At 70.1% G+C, this 18,105-nt stretch carries 21 protein-coding genes; 9 read left to right on the top strand and 12 right to left on the bottom strand.

What is annotated here, in order from left to right:
• Nucleotides 1–263: 263 nt before the first annotated feature.
• On the bottom strand, nt 264–620 hold the full coding sequence (locus OG293_RS10935) for a VOC family protein (RefSeq protein ID WP_405998589.1): 357 nt from the start codon (nt 618–620) through the stop codon (nt 264–266).
• A 346-nt stretch (nt 621–966) separates the two neighbouring features.
• Here OG293_RS10935 and OG293_RS10930 point away from each other — a divergent pair, with 346 nt between their 5' ends.
• The 3 genes from OG293_RS10930 (at nt 967) to OG293_RS10920 (ending at nt 3,683) form a co-directional block, all read left to right on the top strand.
• A complete protein-coding gene (locus tag OG293_RS10930) occupies nt 967–1,341 on the top strand; it encodes a helix-turn-helix transcriptional regulator (RefSeq protein ID WP_406003560.1) in 375 nt (124 codons plus the stop codon).
• A 10-nt stretch (nt 1,342–1,351) separates the two neighbouring features.
• The gene (locus tag OG293_RS10925) at nt 1,352–1,768 is read left to right on the top strand and encodes a VOC family protein (RefSeq protein ID WP_405998588.1); all 417 of its coding nucleotides are present in this window, start codon (nt 1,352–1,354) and stop codon (nt 1,766–1,768) included.
• 427 nt (nt 1,769–2,195) lie between these two features.
• The gene (locus OG293_RS10920; RefSeq protein ID WP_405998587.1) at nt 2,196–3,683 is read left to right on the top strand and encodes a histidine kinase N-terminal domain-containing protein; all 1,488 of its coding nucleotides are present in this window, start codon (nt 2,196–2,198) and stop codon (nt 3,681–3,683) included.
• Between the two features lie 200 nt (nt 3,684–3,883).
• On the opposite strand, the gene OG293_RS10915 is transcribed toward OG293_RS10920, so the two are convergent.
• Nucleotides 3,884–4,141 (bottom strand): WhiB family transcriptional regulator, encoded by a 258-nt coding sequence (locus OG293_RS10915; protein ID WP_003953983.1) that lies wholly within the window; start codon nt 4,139–4,141, stop codon nt 3,884–3,886.
• Nucleotides 4,142–4,459: 318 nt separating this feature from the next.
• Complete coding sequence (locus OG293_RS10910) at nt 4,460–5,428, bottom strand: diacylglycerol/lipid kinase family protein (protein WP_405998586.1); 969 nt, start codon at nt 5,426–5,428, stop codon at nt 4,460–4,462.
• A 70-nt stretch (nt 5,429–5,498) separates the two neighbouring features.
• Between OG293_RS10910 and OG293_RS10905 the strand changes: the two genes are divergently transcribed.
• Nucleotides 5,499–5,915 carry a hypothetical protein gene (locus OG293_RS10905; RefSeq protein WP_405998585.1) on the top strand — a complete coding sequence of 139 codons (417 nt, stop codon included), beginning with the start codon at nt 5,499–5,501 and terminating at the stop codon, nt 5,913–5,915.
• A 78-nt stretch (nt 5,916–5,993) separates the two neighbouring features.
• Here the strand turns inward: OG293_RS10905 and OG293_RS10900 are convergent, their stop codons facing one another.
• The 3 genes from OG293_RS10900 to OG293_RS10890 form a co-directional block, all read right to left on the bottom strand.
• Complete coding sequence (locus OG293_RS10900) at nt 5,994–7,061, bottom strand: RNA polymerase sigma factor SigF (RefSeq protein ID WP_406003559.1); 1,068 nt, start codon at nt 7,059–7,061, stop codon at nt 5,994–5,996.
• Nucleotides 6,950–7,363, bottom strand: a complete 414-nt coding sequence (locus tag OG293_RS10895) for an anti-sigma regulatory factor (protein ID WP_405998584.1) — start codon at nt 7,361–7,363, stop codon at nt 6,950–6,952. The genes OG293_RS10900 and OG293_RS10895 overlap by 112 nt, the downstream gene beginning before the upstream one ends.
• A 242-nt stretch (nt 7,364–7,605) precedes the next feature.
• Entirely contained in the window at nt 7,606–7,866 is a 261-nt protein-coding gene (locus OG293_RS10890; protein ID WP_405998583.1) for a UBP-type zinc finger domain-containing protein, read from the bottom strand.
• 56 nt (nt 7,867–7,922) lie between these two features.
• Between OG293_RS10890 and OG293_RS10885 the strand changes: the two genes are divergently transcribed.
• Nucleotides 7,923–9,515 (top strand): Na+/H+ antiporter, encoded by a 1,593-nt coding sequence (locus OG293_RS10885; RefSeq protein WP_405998582.1) that lies wholly within the window; start codon nt 7,923–7,925, stop codon nt 9,513–9,515.
• On the opposite strand, the gene OG293_RS10880 is transcribed toward OG293_RS10885, so the two are convergent.
• From OG293_RS10880 to OG293_RS10865, 4 genes are all read right to left on the bottom strand, one after another.
• Nucleotides 9,497–10,441 carry a 1-aminocyclopropane-1-carboxylate deaminase/D-cysteine desulfhydrase gene (locus tag OG293_RS10880; protein ID WP_405998581.1) on the bottom strand — a complete coding sequence of 315 codons (945 nt, stop codon included), beginning with the start codon at nt 10,439–10,441 and terminating at the stop codon, nt 9,497–9,499. The two genes, OG293_RS10885 and OG293_RS10880, sit on opposite strands and share 19 nt — an antisense overlap.
• A gap of 10 nt (nt 10,442–10,451) precedes the next feature.
• Nucleotides 10,452–11,042 (bottom strand): N-acetylmuramoyl-L-alanine amidase, encoded by a 591-nt coding sequence (locus tag OG293_RS10875; protein WP_405998580.1) that lies wholly within the window; start codon nt 11,040–11,042, stop codon nt 10,452–10,454.
• Between the two features lie 110 nt (nt 11,043–11,152).
• Nucleotides 11,153–12,349, bottom strand: coding sequence for a globin domain-containing protein (locus OG293_RS10870; RefSeq protein ID WP_405998579.1), 1,197 nt, complete (start codon nt 12,347–12,349; stop codon nt 11,153–11,155).
• Between the two features lie 121 nt (nt 12,350–12,470).
• Nucleotides 12,471–12,917, bottom strand: a complete 447-nt coding sequence (locus tag OG293_RS10865; protein ID WP_405998578.1) for an RrF2 family transcriptional regulator — start codon at nt 12,915–12,917, stop codon at nt 12,471–12,473.
• A gap of 183 nt (nt 12,918–13,100) precedes the next feature.
• Here OG293_RS10865 and OG293_RS10860 point away from each other — a divergent pair, with 183 nt between their 5' ends.
• The 4 genes from OG293_RS10860 to OG293_RS10845 all read left to right on the top strand — a co-directional run bounded on the left by OG293_RS10860 (nt 13,101) and on the right by OG293_RS10845 (nt 16,545).
• On the top strand, nt 13,101–14,525 hold the full coding sequence (locus tag OG293_RS10860) for a family 2B encapsulin nanocompartment shell protein (RefSeq protein ID WP_405998577.1): 1,425 nt from the start codon (nt 13,101–13,103) through the stop codon (nt 14,523–14,525).
• Between the two features lie 102 nt (nt 14,526–14,627).
• Entirely contained in the window at nt 14,628–15,665 is a 1,038-nt protein-coding gene (locus OG293_RS10855; protein ID WP_405998576.1) for a family 2 encapsulin nanocompartment cargo protein polyprenyl transferase, read from the top strand.
• 72 nt (nt 15,666–15,737) lie between these two features.
• Nucleotides 15,738–16,055, top strand: a complete 318-nt coding sequence (locus tag OG293_RS10850) for a hypothetical protein (RefSeq protein ID WP_405998575.1) — start codon at nt 15,738–15,740, stop codon at nt 16,053–16,055.
• A gap of 49 nt (nt 16,056–16,104) precedes the next feature.
• Entirely contained in the window at nt 16,105–16,545 is a 441-nt protein-coding gene (locus tag OG293_RS10845) for a DUF6304 family protein (protein ID WP_405998574.1), read from the top strand.
• 179 nt (nt 16,546–16,724) lie between these two features.
• Here OG293_RS10845 and OG293_RS10840 read toward each other — a convergent pair whose 3' ends face one another.
• Together OG293_RS10840 and snpA are read right to left on the bottom strand one after the other, a co-directional pair.
• Nucleotides 16,725–17,192, bottom strand: a complete 468-nt coding sequence (locus OG293_RS10840; RefSeq protein ID WP_405998573.1) for a group II truncated hemoglobin — start codon at nt 17,190–17,192, stop codon at nt 16,725–16,727.
• 202 nt (nt 17,193–17,394) lie between these two features.
• Nucleotides 17,395–18,066: a snapalysin gene (snpA, locus tag OG293_RS10835; RefSeq protein WP_405998572.1), complete on the bottom strand. Its 672-nt coding sequence runs from the start codon at nt 18,064–18,066 to the stop codon at nt 17,395–17,397.
• Nucleotides 18,067–18,105: the final 39 nt, after the last annotated feature.

Genomic DNA, 18,105 nt, shown 5'->3' with positions numbered 1-18,105 from the left:
TGCGCCCGGCTTCGAGCGGTACGTCCGTCACTCCCTGGCTTCTGCCCGTGGAGCCTATGGGCCCCGGCCACGCGGCCCATGCTCGCCGAGGCGTCGGACCAGCCCGCGGCCGTCCGCACGTCAGCTCGCGGTGGAGCCGTTCAGCGCGCCCCAGGCCGGAATGCGCGGGGAGGTGCGGGACCCGCGGTACGGCGTGGCCTGCGGTGGGTGGGCCGATGCCCGGTGGCGCGACGACGCCGAGCGCGGGAGCGTGCGGGGGGCACTCATCGGTCCTGAAGCAGCCCGAGGACGTTGCCGTCGGGGTCGGTGACGGTGGCCACCAGGCGGCCACCACCGACATCGTGCGCGGGTTCCTTCACGACGGCGCCCGCGGCGGTCACCTCGGCCAGCTTCGCCTCGATGTCCGGCACGTGCCAGTAGGCCACCGGTGAGGTCATGGCCTGCGGCCCACCGCCAGGCACCAGCCCGATGTGCTGGCCGGCGGACTCGAAGCCGACGTAGTAGGGCTCGTCGGTCTGCGGCGGTACGCCGAGCAGCGCGGCGTACACCTCCTTGGCCTTCGCCAGGTCGGAAACGGGATGCAGCACGGTCTTGATTCCCTGGGTGGACGAGCCGGTCATGGTCACTCCTGAAGGTGTGGGTCAGACGGGGAATGTCGGTCTTGACGACGAACGGGAAGCCCGGGAAGGCCGGAAGCCCGCCCGGCCGGTGTGCATGGCATTCACGCTAGCTGCGGCTCCGCGGTCCGCGCTTCTCGATTCCTGATCGGTTCGGGCACCTGTTCCGCGACGCACGACAAGATCCGCGCCGTCGCGCGCGTCGCGTGGCGCCGCCAGGCGCTGGGCGGCACACCGGCGGACCTGGTGAAGCGAGCCCCGTCACCGGCCGCGGGGGGTGTGGGAAACTGATCAGGTGAAACGGCAGAACCTCGACGACCTCGTCCGGCTGCGGCGGGCCCGCGATCGGATGGACCGCGACTACGCCGAGCCGCTCGACGTCCCGGCACTGGCGCGTGACGCACTGATGTCGGCGGGCCATTTCTCCCGCAGCTTCCGTGCGGCTTTCGGCGAGACGCCGTACAGCTATCTGATGACCCGCCGCATCGAGCGGGCCAAAGCGCTGCTGCGGCGCGGCGATCTCACGGTGACCGAGGTCTGCTTCGCGGTCGGCTGTACGTCGCTGGGGTCGTTCAGCTCGCGCTTCACCCAGCTGGTCGGCGAGAGCCCGAGCACCTACCGGGCCCGGAGTCATGACCATGGCGCCGCCATCCCGGCGTGCATGGCCAAGATCCACACGAGGCCGGTCAGGAACGGAGAAGCGAGCCCCGCTGCTCGGCCGTAGCGTGAACGGCATGGACATCAGGCTTTCCCAATGCTTCATCGCCGTCGACGACCACGACAAGGCGATCGCCTTCTACCGTGATGTGCTCGGCTTTGAGATACGCAACGACGTCGGGTTCGAGGGGATGCGCTGGGTGACCGTCGGGGCGCCCTCGCAGCCGGACGTGAGCATCGTCCTGGAACCGCCCGTCGCCGACCCGAACGCCTCACCGGCCGACAAGCAGGCCATGGCGGAGCTGATGGCCAAGGGCCTGCTCCGTGGCGTCATCTTCGTGACGGACGACTGCGACGCCACCTTCGAGCGCATCAGCGCCGCGGGCGGCGAGGTGCTGCAGGAGCCGATGGACCAGTTCTACGGCGTCCGCGACTGCGCGTTCCGCGACCCCGCCGGCAACCTGTTGCGCTTCAACCAGCCTCTCGGGAAGTGAGCCCTTGGCGGGCCCCGCTCAGGGGTCCGCCACCGCTCGTCGAACGGCCCCTGGGTGTGCGGGCCCCGGGACTGGGTGTGCGGGCCCCGGGACTGGGTGTGCGGGCCCCGGAAACACCCGCGGGCCGCGGCGCCTGACGGGACCCTCAGCCCGTCCGGCACCGCAGCCCGGAGTTGCTCCGGCCGACGGGTGTGCGGTCCCGGCTCGGCCGTGTGAGAGGCCTCGACGCAGTCAGGGCAGAGAGCGTCGGCGACCTCGGTCCACCCTCCTGTGCGGGGAGGGCGGAGGCTTGATGACATGCATTGTGGACTAGACCATTCTCCGCTGTCCATCCATAGGGAGAGCTTAGTCCCCGGCCGCCCATCCTCCACCACGGGCGGGCGGCTCGTCCGGTTCACCCGCGGGTACGCTCGCAGATGTGCCCTCCATGAACGACCTCGTCCGCCAGCACACAGCCCTGAGCGAATCCGACCTCGAGTGGCTCCATCTGCTGGTTTCGGAGTGGCAGCTGCTCTCCGATCTCTCCTTCGCCGACCTCGTCCTGTGGGTCCCCACCCGCGACGGCACACGTTATGTCTCCGTCGCCCAGATGCGCCCCAACACCGGACCCACCTCCTATCAGGACGACATGGTCGGCCATCTCGTTCCCCGAGGACGCCGCCCGTTGCTCGACGCCGCGCTCGACGAGGGACGGATCGTGCGCGAAGGCGACCCGGAGTGGCGCGAGGAGGTGCCGGTGCGGGTCGAATCCATCCCCGTCCGCCGGGAGGGCCGCGTCCTCGGTGTCATCGCCCGCAATACGAATCTGCTCACCGTCCGTACACCGAGCCGCCTGGAACTGACCTACCTCCAGTCCGCCTCGGACCTCGCCCAGATGATCGCCGCCGGCTCCTTCCCCTTCCCCGGCCAGCAGGTCGACATGGACGCCTCCCCGCGCGTCGGCGACGGTCTGATCCGGCTCGACGCCGACGGTGTCGTCCAGTACGCGAGCCCGAACGGGCTGTCCGCCTATCACCGCCTCGGCCTCGCGTCCGACCTGGTCGGATGCCACCTCGGCCAGATCACCGCCGATCTCGCCCCCTCCCGCGGCCCGGTCGACGAGGCCCTGGTCAAACTCGCCAGCGGCTACGCCCCGCGCGAGACGGAGGTCGAGGGCAACGGCGGCGTCATCCAGCTGCGCGCCATCCCGCTCAAGCCCAAGGGCACCCGGATCGGCTCTCTCGTACTCCTGCGCGACGTCACCGAACTCCGCCGCCGAGAGCGCGAGTTGATCACCAAGGACGCAACCATCCGGGAGATCCACCACCGGGTGAAGAACAACCTCCAGACGGTGGCGGCCCTGCTGCGGCTCCAGGCCCGCCGGATGGATTCCGTACGCGGGCGCGAGGCGCTCAACGAAGCGGTGCGCCGCGTCGGTTCGATCGCCATCGTCCACGAGACGCTGTCCCAGAACCTGGACGAGCGGGTCGAGTTCGACGAGATCGCGGACCGGGTCATCGCGATGGTCGCCGAGATCTCTCCCGGCAAGGTCGAGTGCCGCCGTACGGGCCGCTTCGGCATCCTCGACGCGGAAGTGGCCACGCCGCTGTCCATGGTCCTGACAGAGGTGCTCCAGAACGCCCTGGAGCACGCCTTCGCGCAGGGTGAGCAGGGCTCGGTGGAGGTCTCAGCGGTACGCGGCGACCCGCGCACGGACGGCCGGCTGCTGATCACCGTGCAGGACGACGGCCGCGGACTGCCCGAGGGCTTCGACGCGCAGCGGGCCGGGAATCTGGGCCTGCAGATCGTACGGACCCTGGTGGAGGGGGAGTTGGTCGGCACCTTCGACATGGTGCGGGTGCCGGAACCCGGGCGCGGTACACGGGTCGTCCTCGACGTCCCGGTCCAGGGCGACAAGCGGTCCGGCGACACGTAGTCACGGCGACGCTGAGTCACCGTCGGGGCGAGCTGCCGCCGGGGGCGGGCGGGCACAGCGATGAGCCCCGGACCGTTTCACAGGGTCCGGGGCTCGAAGCTCACGTTGCGATGCGCATCGGGGGTACTGCGCGCTGCGGCTCGGGGACGGTGAGTGCGTACTCGCTGTACGCGCCGCCAGAGCATCAGGCTCGTAGGGCGTCAGGCGCTGGCGTTACGCGCCCGGTTGCGAGCGGCACGGCGCTTCATCGCGCGGCGCTCGTCCTCGCTGAGGCCACCCCAGACGCCGGAGTCCTGGCCGGACTCGAGCGCCCACTGCAGGCACTGCTCCATGACGGGGCAGCGACGGCAGACGGCCTTGGCTTCCTCGATCTGCAGCAGCGCAGGACCAGTGTTGCCGATAGGGAAGAAGAGCTCGGGGTCTTCCTCGCGGCAAACGGCGTTGTGACGCCAGTCCATGGCTGCTACCTCTCCTTGGTATTACATGCAGGTTGCTTGTGAATGTGAACGCTTTCACGAATCCCCCCGCAACTGCAGGGCCGACTGCCAGCGGGGCTGGCGTGGTCCTGAGGTTTTGGGAGGGGTTCTGGCGGTCTGTGGGGCCGATGTTGCGGGCCGTCCCGATCGCCATGTAGAGATTCGCAAACCTCGGCGGCGGATACAACCCCTTCTGGAAACTTTTTTTTGATTCCTCGGTGTCGACTAGGTCACAGCCGTACTTCTATGGGGTGGAGCCCAGTCCGTACGTTCGAGATAAAGGACTTCCGGCCCTTCCACTCACACAATCACACGCAGTGCACGGCGTACGCCTGTGAACGTCACGCTCGTACGCAGTCCCAAGTGGTCTCCGTCCATCTGGAACGGGAGCGGAACCTTGGAATTCAAGGTGAAGTCCGTCAGGTCGTGGAGAGTGACGGCATGCTTGCCGCGCGGGCCGCGCTCCGGGGTGGAAGTGAGCAGCTGAGTGGCGTAGCGGGCCACCGCGGAGGTCGACAGCTTGGACAGTCCGACGACGTCGAGGGCCTTGTCGAAGGAGGCCTCGGGCGACGCGTACACCGGCCGGTTGCCCAGATAGGTCCAGGGCGAGGTGTTGCAGATTATTGACAGGACAAGATCGGTGACCGGGGCGTCACCGGGGCGCTCCAGCGTGATCGGCCCGCGCCGTCGATGAGGTTCGTCCAGAAACTGCCGTACCACCTGGCGCATATAGAGGGCGTGCGTGGATCGCTTGCCCCGCTCGCGCTGCTGTTCGACCCGGCCGATCACGCTCGCGTCGAAGCCGAGCCCCGCGCAGAAGGTGAACCAGCGGGCCGGGGCCCCCTCGTCCTCCGTGCCCGGGGTGCCGGCCGCGAGGCCGAGGCCGACCGTGCGTTCGGTCTCGTCGCGCAGCGCGTCCAGGATCGCGCCGGTCGCCTCCACGGCGTCGTTCGGCAGACCGAGGGCACGGGCGAAGACATTCGTCGAGCCGCCGGGCACGACCGCGAGACGGGGGAGACCGTCGGGATCGGGGCCGTGGCACAGCAGACCGTTGACGACCTCGTTCACCGTGCCGTCGCCGCCGAGGGCCACGACCAGCTCGATGTCGTCGGACTCGCCCGCCTTGCGGCCGAGATCCCGGGCGTGTCCCCGGTACTCCGTCGTGACTGCTTCCAGCTTCATCTCGCTGGCCAGGGCGTGGATCAGTACGTCACGGGTGCGGGCACTGGTGGTGGTTGCTGCTGGATTGACCACAAGAAGTGCGCGCATGCGCAGCAGCGTACCCACTGGGTGTTACAAGGCCCAGCTCAGGGGTTTGCCCGCGGGCTACCCTGCTGGGGTGAGCATTGACGAGATCCCCCGCCCCACGCGTCTGACCGCCGCGGCTGCCGTGTCCGGCCTGGAAGGGCTGGCGCTGGCCGCGGGCGGCGTCTTCATGCTCGTGATGGGACTGCTCGGCCGGCCGGACAGTCCGTCGCAGGCCGAGATGGGCGGAGTGACGCTCATCGCACTCGCCGCGATCCCGCTGGCCGCCGCGCTGGGTCTGCTGCGGCGCCGCAGCTGGAGCCGGGGCCCGGCGATCATCATGCATCTGATGGCGCTGATACCGGCCTGGACGCTGCTGCGCTCGTCGGGCGCGCTGATCCCGCTGGGCATCGTGGTGGCAGCGGTCGCGGTGTCGGGCCTGGTGCTGCTGGTCAACCCGGCGACGGCCGAGGCCCTGGGCATCCGCGGCGCGACGCGTGACGCCTCCTGAGCCGGGGGACGCTGCCCGCGCGGCGTACGCGCGCGTCCCCGGCGCACCGGGGACGCGGCTCGGCCCTGCTGCTTCGTCCTACTCCTCGACCAGAAGCTTCTCGCGGAGCTGGGCCAGGGTGCGGGCCAGCAGACGGGAGACGTGCATCTGGGAGATGCCCACCTCCTGCGCGATCTGCGACTGGGTCATGTTGCCGAAGAAGCGCAGCAGCAGAATCCGCTTCTCCCGCGGCGGGAGGTCCTCCAGCAGCGGTTTCAGCGACTCGCGGTACTCGACGCCCTCCAGCGCCTCGTCCTCCGCGCCCAGCGTGTCCGCCACCGCCGGGGACTCGTCATCGGTGTCGGGGACGTCCAGGGACAGCGTGGAGTACGCGTTCGCGGACTCCAGGCCCTCCAGGACCTCCTCCTCCGAGATGCCGAGGCGTTCGGCCAGCTCGTGCACGGTGGGGGAGCGGCCGTGCTGCTGGGACAGCTCCGCCGTCGCCGTCGTCAGCGCGAGCCGCAGCTCCTGCAGGCGGCGCGGCACGCGCACCGCCCAGCCCTTGTCACGGAAGTGGCGCTTGATCTCCCCGACCACCGTCGGTGTCGCATAGGTCGAGAACTCGACGCCACGCTCCGGGTCGAACCGGTCCACCGACTTGATCAGACCGATCGTCGCCACCTGTGTCAGATCGTCCAGCGGCTCGCCGCGGTTGCGGAAACGCCGCGCCAGATGCTCGACCAGGGGCAGATGCATGCGCACCAGCTGGTTGCGCAGTTCTGCCCGCTCGGGTGAACCGTCGGGGAGCTTGCGCAGCTCGATGAACATCGCCCGCGCCCCGCTGCGGTCATGTGGATCGTGATGCTGCTGCTCGTTCACGTGCTCACTCATACGGTCCGCCCTCCCCCAGAGCTTGGCCTGGGAGGTACCCCCAACCTGCGCCTGCTCAGCCGCGGCCGGTTGGCCGTCAAGTCCGTCCACCGGGTGCGGCCGCGCCTGCTGCTCCGGGAAGCCCGTCACCGCGGGTGGCTCGTTCCGCACCGGACCGTCCCCGTTCACGCCGGCCCGGGTCCCGCGCCGCGCTGTTTGTACAGGCTGATGGCGACCGTGCGGTCGTCGGCGACCGAGGAGTCGACCTTGCCGGCCAGCGCGGAGAGCACCGTCCAGGCGAAGGTGTCACGCTCCGGCGCCCGGCCGTCGGTCGTCGGCGCCGAGACCGTGACCTCCAGCGAGTCGTCGATGAGCCGGAACACGCAGCTGAGGACGGAACCGGGAACGGCCTGCTGGAGCAGGATCGCGCACGCCTCGTCGACCGCGATCCGAAGATCCTCGATCTCGTCGAGGGTGAAGTCCAAGCGCGCTGCGAGACCGGCCGTGGCCGTACGCAGCACTGACAGGTAGGCACCCGCAGCGGGCAGCCGGACTTCCACGAAGTCCTGAGTCCCGGGCTCGCCTGCGATCTGGGACACCCTCACCTCCAAGGTGGCACAAGCTCATTCGGGGCTACGGGAGGGGTGATCCCGCAGCCGTCGCTACGCATTCCTGCGTAGCCGGTACTGGCCCGGCGACGCTATCGCGATCCATGGTGCCCTGTCGCCGGGACCCCCACGCAGTCGTTGTCACTCATGGTAAGCATATGACCACACACAGTGGCTAGAGGTCTGCGGGACCTAATTGCGAGGAACCGGCGGAGGGTTGACGTACCCACGCGTCACACGATCGAACCGTCCTCGAAGCACCAGCGCCAGGGCATACCCGGCTCCATGCTCCTCATGATCGGATGCCCCGACTCCTTGAAATGGGCGCTCGCGTGCCGGCTCGGCGAGGAGTCGCAGCAGCCGACGTGCCCGCACATCAGGCACAGCCGCAGCTGCACGGGGTGGCTGCCGACCTCCAGACACTCCAGGCAGGTCTCGCTCTGCGGGGCGGGCTCGGGGCGGGGGAGTTCGGCCACGTGCGGACACTCGCTCATGATTGCCAGATTACGACGAGGGTGACGGACGTACGTACGGACCTGAGGTGGGCGAGATGGACGCATTGCCACTGGTGGCGCTCATCGCGGTGAGTGCCGCGATCGCGGGGGCGGCTCGCTGGACCCCTGTTCCGGCGCCGCTGCTGCTGGTGACCGCGGGGCTGATCGGCGCATATGTGCCGGGCGTGCCCGACTACACGCTCGAACCGCACATCGTGCTTCCGCTGATCCTGCCGCCGCTGCTGCACACCGCCGCACTCGACAGCTCGTATCTCGATCTGCGGGCGAACGCGCGGCCCGTCGCTCTGCTCTCCGTCGGCTACGTCCTCTTCGCGACGCTCGTCGTCGGCTACCTCGCCTATCTCCTGGTGCCGGATCTGCCGCTGACCGCCGCCCTGGTGCTGGGCGCGGTCGTGGCGCCGCCCGACGCCGTCGCCGCGACCGCGATCGCCCGTCGGCTGGGGCTGCCGAACCGGATCACGACGATCCTCCAGGGCGAGTCCCTCGTGAACGACGCGACCGCGATCACGGCGTACAAGGTGGCCCTCGCCGCGGCCGTCGGCGAGGGCGCGAGCTGGGCCGGGGGCATCGAGGAGTTCGCGCTGGCGGCTCTCGGCGGGGTCGGCGTCGGGCTGGTGCTGATGGTGCCGATCCACTGGCTGCGCACGCACCTGAAGGAAGCGCTCCTGCAGAACACCCTCTCGCTGCTCATCCCGTTCGTCGCCTACGCGGCGGCCGAGCAGGTCGGGGCGTCCGGGGTGCTCGCCGTGGTCGTCGTCGCGCTCTATCTCGGCCACCGCGCCTGGCAGGTCGACTTCGCGACCCGGCTCCAGGAGGCGGCGGTCTGGAAGATGGCCGCGTTCATCCTGGAGTCGTCCGTCTTCCTGCTGATCGGGCTGCAGCTGCCGTACGTACTGGAGGACCTCGGCGGGTACAGCGTCGGTCAGGCGCTCTGGTACGCGGTCGGGGTCTTTGTCACGGTCGTGGTGGTGCGGTTCGTCTGGGTCTTCCCGGCGACCTTCCTGCCGCGTGTGCTGTCGGCACGGATCAGGGTCCGTGAACCGGACACCAACTGGACCGGGCCGGTTGTCGTGGGCTGGGCCGGGATGCGCGGGGTCGTCTCGCTCGCGATCGCTTTCTCGATCCCGATGACGGCGGAGGGCGAGCCGTTCCCGGCCAGGAACCTGGTCCTTTTCCTGACCTTCACGACGGTGATCGGGACGCTGGTGATCCAGGGGCTCACCCTCCCGCCGCTGATCCGGGCTCTGAAGCTGCCGGGCCGCGACACGTACGCCGAGACGCTCGCCGAGGCACAGGCGCAGAGCGAGGCGTCGTCGGCGGCGGAGCGACGGCTGGACGAACTGCTGGCGGACGAGCGCAACGCGCTGCCGGAGCCGCTCGCGGACCGGCTGCGGACGGTGATGGAGCGACGGCGGAACTCGGTCTGGGAGCGGCTCGGCTCCGTGAACGAGGTGACCGGGGAGTCCGTCGACGACACCTACCGGCGGCTGTCGCGGGAGATGATCGAGGCCGAGCGCGAGGTCTTCGTCCAGCTGCGGGACGAGCGGCGGATCGACGACGAGATGATGCGTTCGCTGCTGCGCCGGCTGGATCTCGAGGAGGCCGCGGCCTACCGCGAGGACTCCTGATACTCCCCGGGGGTCTGTCCGACTCCGAAGGAGTCCTGGCCCGTGATGACGGCGGCCACGGCGGTGCCGGGCGGGAAGACACCCTCAGCGGCGAGTACGGTCAGGCCGTAGAGCATTTTGGCCACATAGACACGCTCCACTGTCAGGCCGTGGCGGTCCCGGAAGTCGTCGGCGAACGCGGTGAGCTCCGGGGTCATGCGGGCGTATCCGCCGCAGTGGAAGCGGTCGTCCAGCGACCAGTCCCCGGCGGGCCCGCCGAACGCTTCGCGCTGGAGGCCGGTTATCGCCTCGCCGAGGAAGCCGCCCTTGAGGACCGGGAAGCCGATGGCGCGCTGCCCGGGGGCCAGTCCGGCGGCGAGTCCCGCGAGGGTTCCGCCGGTGCCGCAGGCGACGGCGACGACCTCCGCGCGGTCTTGGAGCTCAGCGCCGAGAGCGGTGCAGCTTTCGGCGGCGAGGGCGTTGGTGCCGCCCTCGGGGACGACGAAGCAGTCGCCGAAGGGGCGGAGCAATCCGGCCAGTACGTCGGGGTCCGCCTTGCGGCGGTAGGTCGCACGGTCCACGAAGTGCAGCCGCATGCCGTCCGCGGCACACCGGGACAGGGACGGGTTCAGCGGGCGTGATGCCAGCTCGTCGCCGCGCACGATACCGATCGTCTCGAAGCCGAGCAGACGGCCCGCGGCGGCCGTCGCGCGCAGATGGTTGGAGTAGGCGCCGCCGAAGGTCAGCAGGGGGCGGCCCGCGGCGGCCTTCAGGCTCGGCAGGAGCTTGCGCCATTTGTTGCCCGGCAGGTCAGGGTGGATCAGGTCGTCGCGCTTGAGCAGCAGGCGCACCCCGTGCCGGGAGAAGCGCTCGTCCTCGACCGGCTGGAGCGGCGAGGGCAGTCGCGGCCGCAGGGTCGTGGTGAGGTCGAGCGCTTTCCGGGTCATGCGCTCATTGTCACTTCAGGCGCTCGTGGATGCGTTCGCGCAGGGAGTCCATGGTGAATCCGCGCGGGTCGGTCTTCCCGGGCTGCCATTCACGGTGGCCGATCACGGAGCGCTCGCTCCAGCCGTGGTATCGGCAGATCGCCGCGGCTGCCCGTTCGATCGCCTCCAGCTGGACCGCCGGCCACGGGTCCTTGCCGTCGCCGAGGTTCTCGCACTCGAAGCCGTAGAAGTGCCGGTTTCCGTCGGTGTTCGCCTCGTTGTCCGGAGGCAGCCTCTTCTCGGCGACGACGGCGCGCAGGACGTCGTCGTCGCCGAGACCCGCATGGTTGGTCCTGCCGTAGCCGACGAGATGGACCGTGCCGTCCTTGGCGATCACGCCGTGGCACAGCGGTCCCGGCAGCGCCTCGTAGCCGTCCCGGCAGATACGGACAGTGCCCGGGGTGCCCCTGGTGACGGTGTGGTGGATCATCACGCCATGGACCGGCCCCCAAGGGCCCTTGTGATTGCGGTTGTGCGTGCGCCACTCGTCGACTTGAACGACGGTGAGACCCTCGTCGCGCAGGGCGTCGAGAAAGCTGCTCGCGGACATGGGTGAGGACATGACCGTCTCCTCGGTATCTGTGGGGGAGTGCGCGGAATGCGCTGTACCGCGCTTTTACCCCAACTTCCGCAGAAGGGCCATCGGTTCGTACGGCGTGCGAGCCGATCCGGTCAGCCGGCCGCGAGCCACAGGTCGGGCCCGAACACCTCGTAGTGGATGTCGGCGGGGGCGACGCCCTGGGCCAGCAGTTGGGTGCGGACCGCGCGCATGAAGGGGAGCGGTCCGCACAGGTACGCGCGCGTGCCGGGCGGGATCTCCACCGAGGACAGGTCCATCAGGCCGGTGCGGTCGGCCCTGTGGCCGGGCTCCGGGTGCTCGTACCAGAAGTGGGCCGTGGCGGAGGCGAGTTTGCCGGTGAGGTGCTCGTGGTCGGTGCGCAGGGCGTGGTCCTCGGGGGAGCGGTCGGCGTGCACGACGGTGACAGGGGCTCGGTGTCCGGTGGCGGCCAGGTGCTCCAGCATCGAGAGCATCGGGGTGACTCCGATCCCGGCGGATGCGAGGAGGACGGGGGCGTCGCCGTCGGCGAGGACGAGATCCCCGTAGGGGAGGGAGACGCTCAGCAGATCACCCTCCCGTACGCGCGCGTGGAGGTGGCCGGAGACCTCGCCGTCGGGTGTGTCCCCGCCGTGGACGCGCTTGACGGTGATCGAGGGCAGCTGTGCGCCGGGCGCTCGGGAGAGGCTGTACTGGCGTATCTGCCGTGCCCCGTCGGGCAGTTCGACCTGTACGGAGACGTACTGTCCGGGCCTGAAGTCCGGTGCCTTGCCGCCGTCGGCCGGACGGAGCTGGAAGGTGGCGACGTCCGCCGTCTCCTCCACGCGCCCCACGACCTCCCACGAGCGCCAGACGTCGCCCGCGAGGACGCCCCGCTCGGCGTACAGGCGTGCTTCGGTCGCGATCAGGGCGTTGGCCATCAGCCAGTAGACCTCGTCCCAGGCCGCCTCGACTTCGGCTGTGACGGCGTCGCCGAGCACCTCGGCGATCGCCGCGAAGAGATGTGTGCGCACGGTCCGGTACTGCTCGGGCGTGATGCCCAGCGAGGCGTGCTTGTGCGCGATGCGGTTCAGCATCGCGTCGGGCCGTTCGTCCGGGTGGTTCACGAGGTGCGTGGCGAACGCGGCTATCGAGCCCGCGAGGGCCTGGCGCTGGGTGCCGGTCGCCTGGTTGCCGCGGTTGAACAGATCGCGCAGCAAGGAAGGATGAGCGTCGAACAGCCGCTGGTAGAAGCGCTCGGCTATCTCGCCGACGGCCGCGCCGACGGCGGGGAGAGTGGCACGTACGGTCACGGTCGCGGTCTCGGAAAGCATCAATGGCTCCTCGGGCTTGTTGGATTTAATTGGAATTTAAGAGTCGTATTTTTGGGCGTGGGGTGTCAGGAAGTGTGCAAGGGGGTGGTGTGAGGGGGTGCGGCGCGTGGTGTCCTCGGGGTCAGTCGCTCCTGGCCCCGCTGATGCCGATCAGCAGCGGGCCGGTCGGGGACTCGACGAGACCGGCCACCGTGAGGGGGTCGAGCGAGGTGTAGAACGCCTCCTGTGCCCGGCGCAGGGCGCCCCGCAGTCGGCAGGCCGAGCGCAGCGGGCATGGGGTGGTGCCCTCGCACTCGACGACGTCGCCCGGCCCTTCCAGCTCGCGGACCAGCGTGCCGACCGAGGCCGCGCGGCCCGCGCCGGTGAGGCTGAGCCCGCCGCCGCGGCCCCGACGTGCCTCGATCAGGCCGAGGTGCTGGAGCCGTGCCACGACCTTCGCGGTGTGGGTGTACGGGACCTGCATGGTCTCGGCCACCTCGCGCGTCGTGGGCGGGTCGCCGCCCTCGTCGGCGACGGCCAGGCGCATCAGGACGCGCAGGGCCAGGTCGGTGAATCTCGTCAGCCGCATGACGGACACGCTACTTAAATCTGAATCCTCAATGCAAGTTACGAGGTTGGGTGTGGGGGCGTTCGGCGCAATGTGCCCCGCCGACGTCGATCTAGTCCCATCCATTTGTGTAATGGTGCGAGGACTCTCTGTGCTGAAAGGCTGGCCGACGCAGGTCAGACCAGTGATCCAGAGGGAGTACCCATGTCGGTTGGTTCGGTTGGTTCTGTTGGCGACGAGGTCCGCGAGCAGCAGACGCCGCCGCAGCAGAGTCTCGGTACTGCCGCCGCACGGAACCTTGCGACAACCACGAAATCCGCCCCGCAGATGCAGGAGATCACCTCCCGGTGGCTGCTGCGCATGCTGCCGTGGGTGCAGGTCCAGGGCGGCACCTACCGGGTGAACCGCCGCCTGAGCTACTCCGTGGGCGACGGACGGATCACCTTCGTCCAGACCGGCGGCCGGGTGACGGTCATCCCCGCCGAACTGGCCGAGTTGCCGGCCCTGAGGGACTTCGGCGACGAGGCGGTGCTCGCCGAACTGGCGAACCGCTGTGAGCAGCGGGAGTTCGCGGCCGGCGAAGTGCTCGCCGCCTCGGGCTCCCCGTCGGACCGGATCTATCTGCTGGCCCACGGCCGGGTGGAGCAGATCGGAGCCGGTCCGTACGGTGACGAGGCGGTGCTCGGAGTCCTCGCCGACGGGGCGTACTTCGGCGATCAGGCGCTGCTGGAAGGGGACGCGACGTGGGAGTACAGCGCGCGTGCCGCCACCGCCTGCACGGTGCTCGTGCTCACTCGGGCCGATGTGATGAACCTCGCGGAGCGCGCCGACTCGCTCCGTGGGCATCTGGCAGGGCTCGCCTCGCTCCCGCAGCAGCGGACCAACAAGTACGGAGAGGCGGAGATCGACCTCTCGGCGGGCCATATCGGCGAAGCCGTCGTCCCGCACACGTACGTCGACTACGACGCCGCCCCGCGTGAGTACGAACTGAGCGTCGCCCAGACCGTGCTGAAGGTCCACAGCCGCGTCGCCGACCTCTACAACCAGCCGATGAACCAGACCGAGCAGCAGTTGCGGCTCACCGTCGAGGCGCTGCGCGAGCGCCAGGAGCACGAGCTCGTCAACAACCCCGAGTTCGGGCTGCTGAACAACTGCGACTACGGCCAGCGGCTCCAGCCGCACGACGGTGCGCCCAGCCCCGACGACATGGACGAACTGCTCTCGCGGCGGCGGGGATCCAAGCTTTTCCTCGCCCACCCGCGCGCCATCGCCGCCTTCGGCCGTGAGTGCAACCGGCGAGGTCTGGTCCCCGACAGCGTGGAGGTCGCCGGTCACCATGTGCCCGCCTGGCGGGGTGTGCCGATCTTCCCGTGCAACAAGATCCCGGTGAGCGAGGCCAGGACCACCTCGATCATCTGTATGCGTACGGGCGAGGCGGACCAGGGCGTCATCGGCCTCCAGCAGAGCGGTATCCCGGACGAGATCGAGCCCAGCCTCTCCGTGCGCTTCATGGGCATCGACGAGCAGGCGATCATCTCCTACCTGGTCACGGCCTACTACTCGGCGGCGATCCTGGTGCCGGACGCCCTCGGCGTCCTGGAGAACGTCGAGGTGAGCCGCTGGCGGTGACCACCCGGCCGGGGGGGGTGCGGCGCCGCGCCGCACCCCCGCCGCACCGCTCGGCCACCCGCCGCCGAGCGTCTTCTCCAACGCCAGGAAAGGACTCCCCGGTTGACCACGTCGGAAGCCGTCGAGGCCCGCGAGGCCGTCGACCTCCTCGAACGCAGCCGTGTTGCCGTCGATCCCCAGCTGCGCGCAACGGTCGAGTCGTTGCCCGGCTCGATACGCCGTGTGGCGATGTACCACTTCGGCTGGGAGCACGCCGACGGAACCCCGGCCGCGGGATCGGCGGGCAAGGCCATCCGGCCCGCGCTCGTCCTGGCGGCGGCCCGGGCGCTCGGCGGCGACCCGCAGCACGCGGTGCGGGCCGCCGCGGCGGTGGAGCTGGCGCACAACTTCACGCTTCTGCACGACGACGTGATCGACGAGGACCCCACCCGCAGGCACCGGCCCACGGCCTGGACGGTCTTCGGCATCCCGGACGCGATCATCGCGGGAGACGCCATGCTCGCCCTCGCGCTGCGGCTGCTCGCCGAGGACGGGCATCCCGCCTCGGCCGCCGCGTCCGCGCGCCTGGCGGCCTGTGTGATCGAGCTCTGCGCGGGACAGCAGGCGGACTGCGCCCTGGAGGAGCGCGCGCCGCATGAGGTCTCCCTCGACGAGTGCCTCGCCATGGCGACCGCCAAGACGGGCGCGCTGCTGGGCTGCGCCTGTGCGCTCGGCGCGCTGTACGCGGGCGCGGGCGAGGAGGAGGCCGCGGCCATGGACGCGTTCGGGCGGGAGGCGGGGCTCGCGTTCCAGCTCATCGACGATCTCATCGGCATCTGGGGGGACCCCGACCGTACGGGCAAACCGGTCGGCGCCGATCTGGCGGCCCACAAGAAGTCGCTGCCGGTGGTCGCGGCGCTGACCTCGGGCAGTGCGGCCGGTGCGGAGCTTGCCGAGCTGTACCGCGGCCCCATGAACGCCGTGGCGGTGCGCCGGGCGGCCGAGGCCGTCGACCGGGCGGGCGGTCGCGACTGGGCGCAGCTCCAGGCAGCCGACCGGATGGCCCGGGCCGTCCACGAGCTGGCCCGCGCCGTCCCCGACCTCGCGGCGGCGGGTGATCTGCTCGCCCTGGCGGAGTTCGTCACCCGCCGCACCCGCTGAGGGCCGCCCCGAGACCCGGGGCGACCGTCCATAGGGCTGTCGGGACTGCCCGTACCGCCATATCCTGGAGGTATGGGCAGCGAAGGACGCGAGACCGTCCGCAGCCCGCAGGCCGAGCACCACTGCCCGGCGTGCGGCCAGCCTGTCGGCACGGTCGTGAAACGACGCAAGACGCTTGGGGCGTTCGTCCCCACCTGGGGGCCCGGCCCCTGTCACAACCCCTCATGTCCCGAGTGCGCCGAAGGCGTGCGGGAGACCGGCGCCGAGCACCGGGGAGCGGCGGCCGGGGCCCCGACCGGAGTGCAGCCCGAGCACCCGGGCGATGGACCCGGCGGTGGGTCCGGAGAAGCGTCGGGCAGTGGGTCCGGCACAGCGGTCGGTGCCGCCTGAGGCATCCCGGCTGTTCGGCGGAGAGTGCCGTACCGCTACAGTCCGCGCCATGTCATCGGAGTCGACGGAAGTATGGGCGGGCTGGTACCGCGACCGCACAGGCGCTGAAGCGGTCACGATCGCCGCGAGCGGTCACCAACTGCGCACACGTATCAGGGGTGTTGAGTACGAAGGGGCGACGTTCGCCGCCCTGGAGCCGGTGGGTGCGGACGGGATGCTGTCCTCCTGCGTGCTCGAATGGGACATGCCGCTGCCCGTCCGCACCGACGGCGGGATACACCCGGCGACACTGAGCTGTCTGCTCACGCTCGGCGAGCCCCGGGAGGGCGGGCTGCCTGACCGCGCCGATCTCAATCTGACCCTGCACTACGGCGGGACGGCCTATGAATCCGGGGTCGCCGGGGGCGACTTCGCCAATGCGCTCAGCCGCATTCTCAAACAGTTGCCGCCCGGCGCGGAATTCGGGCTGAGGTCGGCGGTCGGCGCCTGATCCGCCGCGCGCGACCGCCTCGCCGTCCGCCGCCCGCCGCGCGACGTTTACTGTCCCGCTGTCCCGCTGTCCCGTCGCCAGGTCGCAGCCCTAGGCGCCCTGGGTTCACCCTCTCGCTCGCTCGTCCCCCGATCTTCCTCCCGCTCTTTCGTGTGATCATCGCGGCCGTTGGCGCCCGGTCACCGGCGCAGCCCGTCCCAGCCCCAGCGCGGGGTCGGGCCCGGGTCGCCGAGGTCCGTGCCCGGCGGGTCCGCCGAGACACTCCGGGCGATCTTCGTGCCCCAATCGAAGTACTCCAGTACCCGGCGGCGCAGCAACTCGTCGTCGGGGAGTTCCTCCTCCACCGCCGCGGTCATCAGCTCCATCCAGCGCACCCGCTGTTCCTCGGTGATGGACAGGCCGAGGTGGGCGCGGAGCAGAGCCTGATGGCCGCCCAGCTCCCCGGAGAAACGGGCAGGGCCGTCGAAGATCTCGGCGAGCCAGACGGCCACATGCTCGATATGGGTGGGGGTGAAGTCGGCAAAGACAGGGGCGAGCAGAGGATCGGCAAGAACTGCTTCGTAGAAGGTGTTGCTCAGCTGGCTCAGGGCGTCCGCGCCGCCCACGGCCTCGTACAGCGTCTCGGGACGCTCACTCGGACTCGTCATGACCACACAGTAGGGTCTTCCGTTTGGATCGGGCCGGATCGGTGCGCGGTGCCAGGCGGAGGGCTGTTCGCCGTCGAGCGGCACGCGAGCCCGGCAAGATCCAACGAGAGGCCCTGGGCGCGCAGATCGAAAGCCCCTGGGCGCGCAGATGCGCAGGGGCGCCCCACCACGTGTGCGGCGGGGCGCCCGGCTGCTCGTACGGTCAGGAGATACGGGCGATCGCCGCCGCCAGACCGTTGGCCCACAGGGCGTTCACGCGGGAACGCTCGGCCGAGTTCGGGTACGCGTTCTGGCAGGAAGTCCCCGGGCCGCCGCCCGACATCAGCTCGCTGCACGGACCCGTGTAGTGGTCCGGGAGGCCCAGCACGTGGCCGGTCTCGTGCGCGGTGACGCGGGTGGAGTTGTACTGCTGGTTCTGCCGGTAGTCGAGGAAGATGTAGCCGCGGCCGTGGCCGTCGGTGCTCGCGTACGAGCCGCGGGAGTCATTGCCCTCGTAGTACCGGAAGTCGGGGCTGCTGCTGCTTTCCTGGAGCTTCACATTGCTGACCGAGCTGTTCCAGATCTGGGTGCTCTGGGATATCTGCCCGCGGAAGCTCGGCGCGTTGCCGGTGCTGTAGCGAACGGTCACGACCCGCACAGCGGGGTTCGCGGCGCGCTTCTCGGCGACCGACTTCACGACGGCGTCGAAGAAGGCCTTGGTCGCCCTGGCGTCCTCGGCGGAGCCTTCGTAGGCGGAGTACGGCTGGGCGGCGACGGCCTGAGGGGAGTCGGCGGTCGAGCCCGTGTTGGTGGCGGCGGTCGCGGGTACGGCGCTCAGCGCGGCGGCGAGTCCGAGGCCGAGTGCGGCCGAGAGTAACGTTCTGTGGTGACGCATGGGGGGTTTCCTATTCGTCCGTTGAACTCCGATGGACGG

The organism is Streptomyces sp. NBC_00829, from assembly GCF_045161795.1.
GTDB lineage: Bacteria > Actinomycetota > Actinomycetes > Streptomycetales > Streptomycetaceae > Streptomyces.
Note: the sequence above shows the minus strand (reverse complement) of the source record. Positions and strands in the feature narration are given on the sequence as shown.

Bases quoted from the DNA above. Each gene is read 5' to 3' on its own strand.
- OG293_RS10865 (WP_405998578.1), bottom strand. From the start codon at position 12,917: ATGCGGCTGACGAGATTCACCGACCTGGCCCTGCGCGTCCTGATGCGC.
- OG293_RS10920 (WP_405998587.1), top strand. From the start codon at position 2,196: ATGAACGACCTCGTCCGCCAGCACACAGCCCTGAGCGAATCCGACCTC.
- OG293_RS10910 (WP_405998586.1), bottom strand. From the start codon at position 5,428: ATGCGCGCACTTCTTGTGGTCAATCCAGCAGCAACCACCACCAGTGCC.
- OG293_RS10890 (WP_405998583.1), bottom strand. From the start codon at position 7,866: ATGAGCGAGTGTCCGCACGTGGCCGAACTCCCCCGCCCCGAGCCCGCC.
- OG293_RS10935 (WP_405998589.1), bottom strand. From the start codon at position 620: ATGACCGGCTCGTCCACCCAGGGAATCAAGACCGTGCTGCATCCCGTT.
- OG293_RS10860 (WP_405998577.1), top strand. From the start codon at position 13,101: ATGTCGGTTGGTTCGGTTGGTTCTGTTGGCGACGAGGTCCGCGAGCAG.
- OG293_RS10870 (WP_405998579.1), bottom strand. From the start codon at position 12,349: ATGCTTTCCGAGACCGCGACCGTGACCGTACGTGCCACTCTCCCCGCC.
- OG293_RS10880 (WP_405998581.1), bottom strand. From the start codon at position 10,441: ATGACCCGGAAAGCGCTCGACCTCACCACGACCCTGCGGCCGCGACTG.
- OG293_RS10930 (WP_406003560.1), top strand. From the start codon at position 967: ATGGACCGCGACTACGCCGAGCCGCTCGACGTCCCGGCACTGGCGCGT.
- OG293_RS10925 (WP_405998588.1), top strand. From the start codon at position 1,352: ATGGACATCAGGCTTTCCCAATGCTTCATCGCCGTCGACGACCACGAC.
- OG293_RS10845 (WP_405998574.1), top strand. From the start codon at position 16,105: ATGTCATCGGAGTCGACGGAAGTATGGGCGGGCTGGTACCGCGACCGC.
- OG293_RS10875 (WP_405998580.1), bottom strand. From the start codon at position 11,042: ATGTCCTCACCCATGTCCGCGAGCAGCTTTCTCGACGCCCTGCGCGAC.
- OG293_RS10850 (WP_405998575.1), top strand. From the start codon at position 15,738: ATGGGCAGCGAAGGACGCGAGACCGTCCGCAGCCCGCAGGCCGAGCAC.
- OG293_RS10885 (WP_405998582.1), top strand. From the start codon at position 7,923: ATGGACGCATTGCCACTGGTGGCGCTCATCGCGGTGAGTGCCGCGATC.
- OG293_RS10840 (WP_405998573.1), bottom strand. From the start codon at position 17,192: ATGACGAGTCCGAGTGAGCGTCCCGAGACGCTGTACGAGGCCGTGGGC.
- snpA (WP_405998572.1), bottom strand. From the start codon at position 18,066: ATGCGTCACCACAGAACGTTACTCTCGGCCGCACTCGGCCTCGGACTC.
- OG293_RS10915 (WP_003953983.1), bottom strand. From the start codon at position 4,141: ATGGACTGGCGTCACAACGCCGTTTGCCGCGAGGAAGACCCCGAGCTC.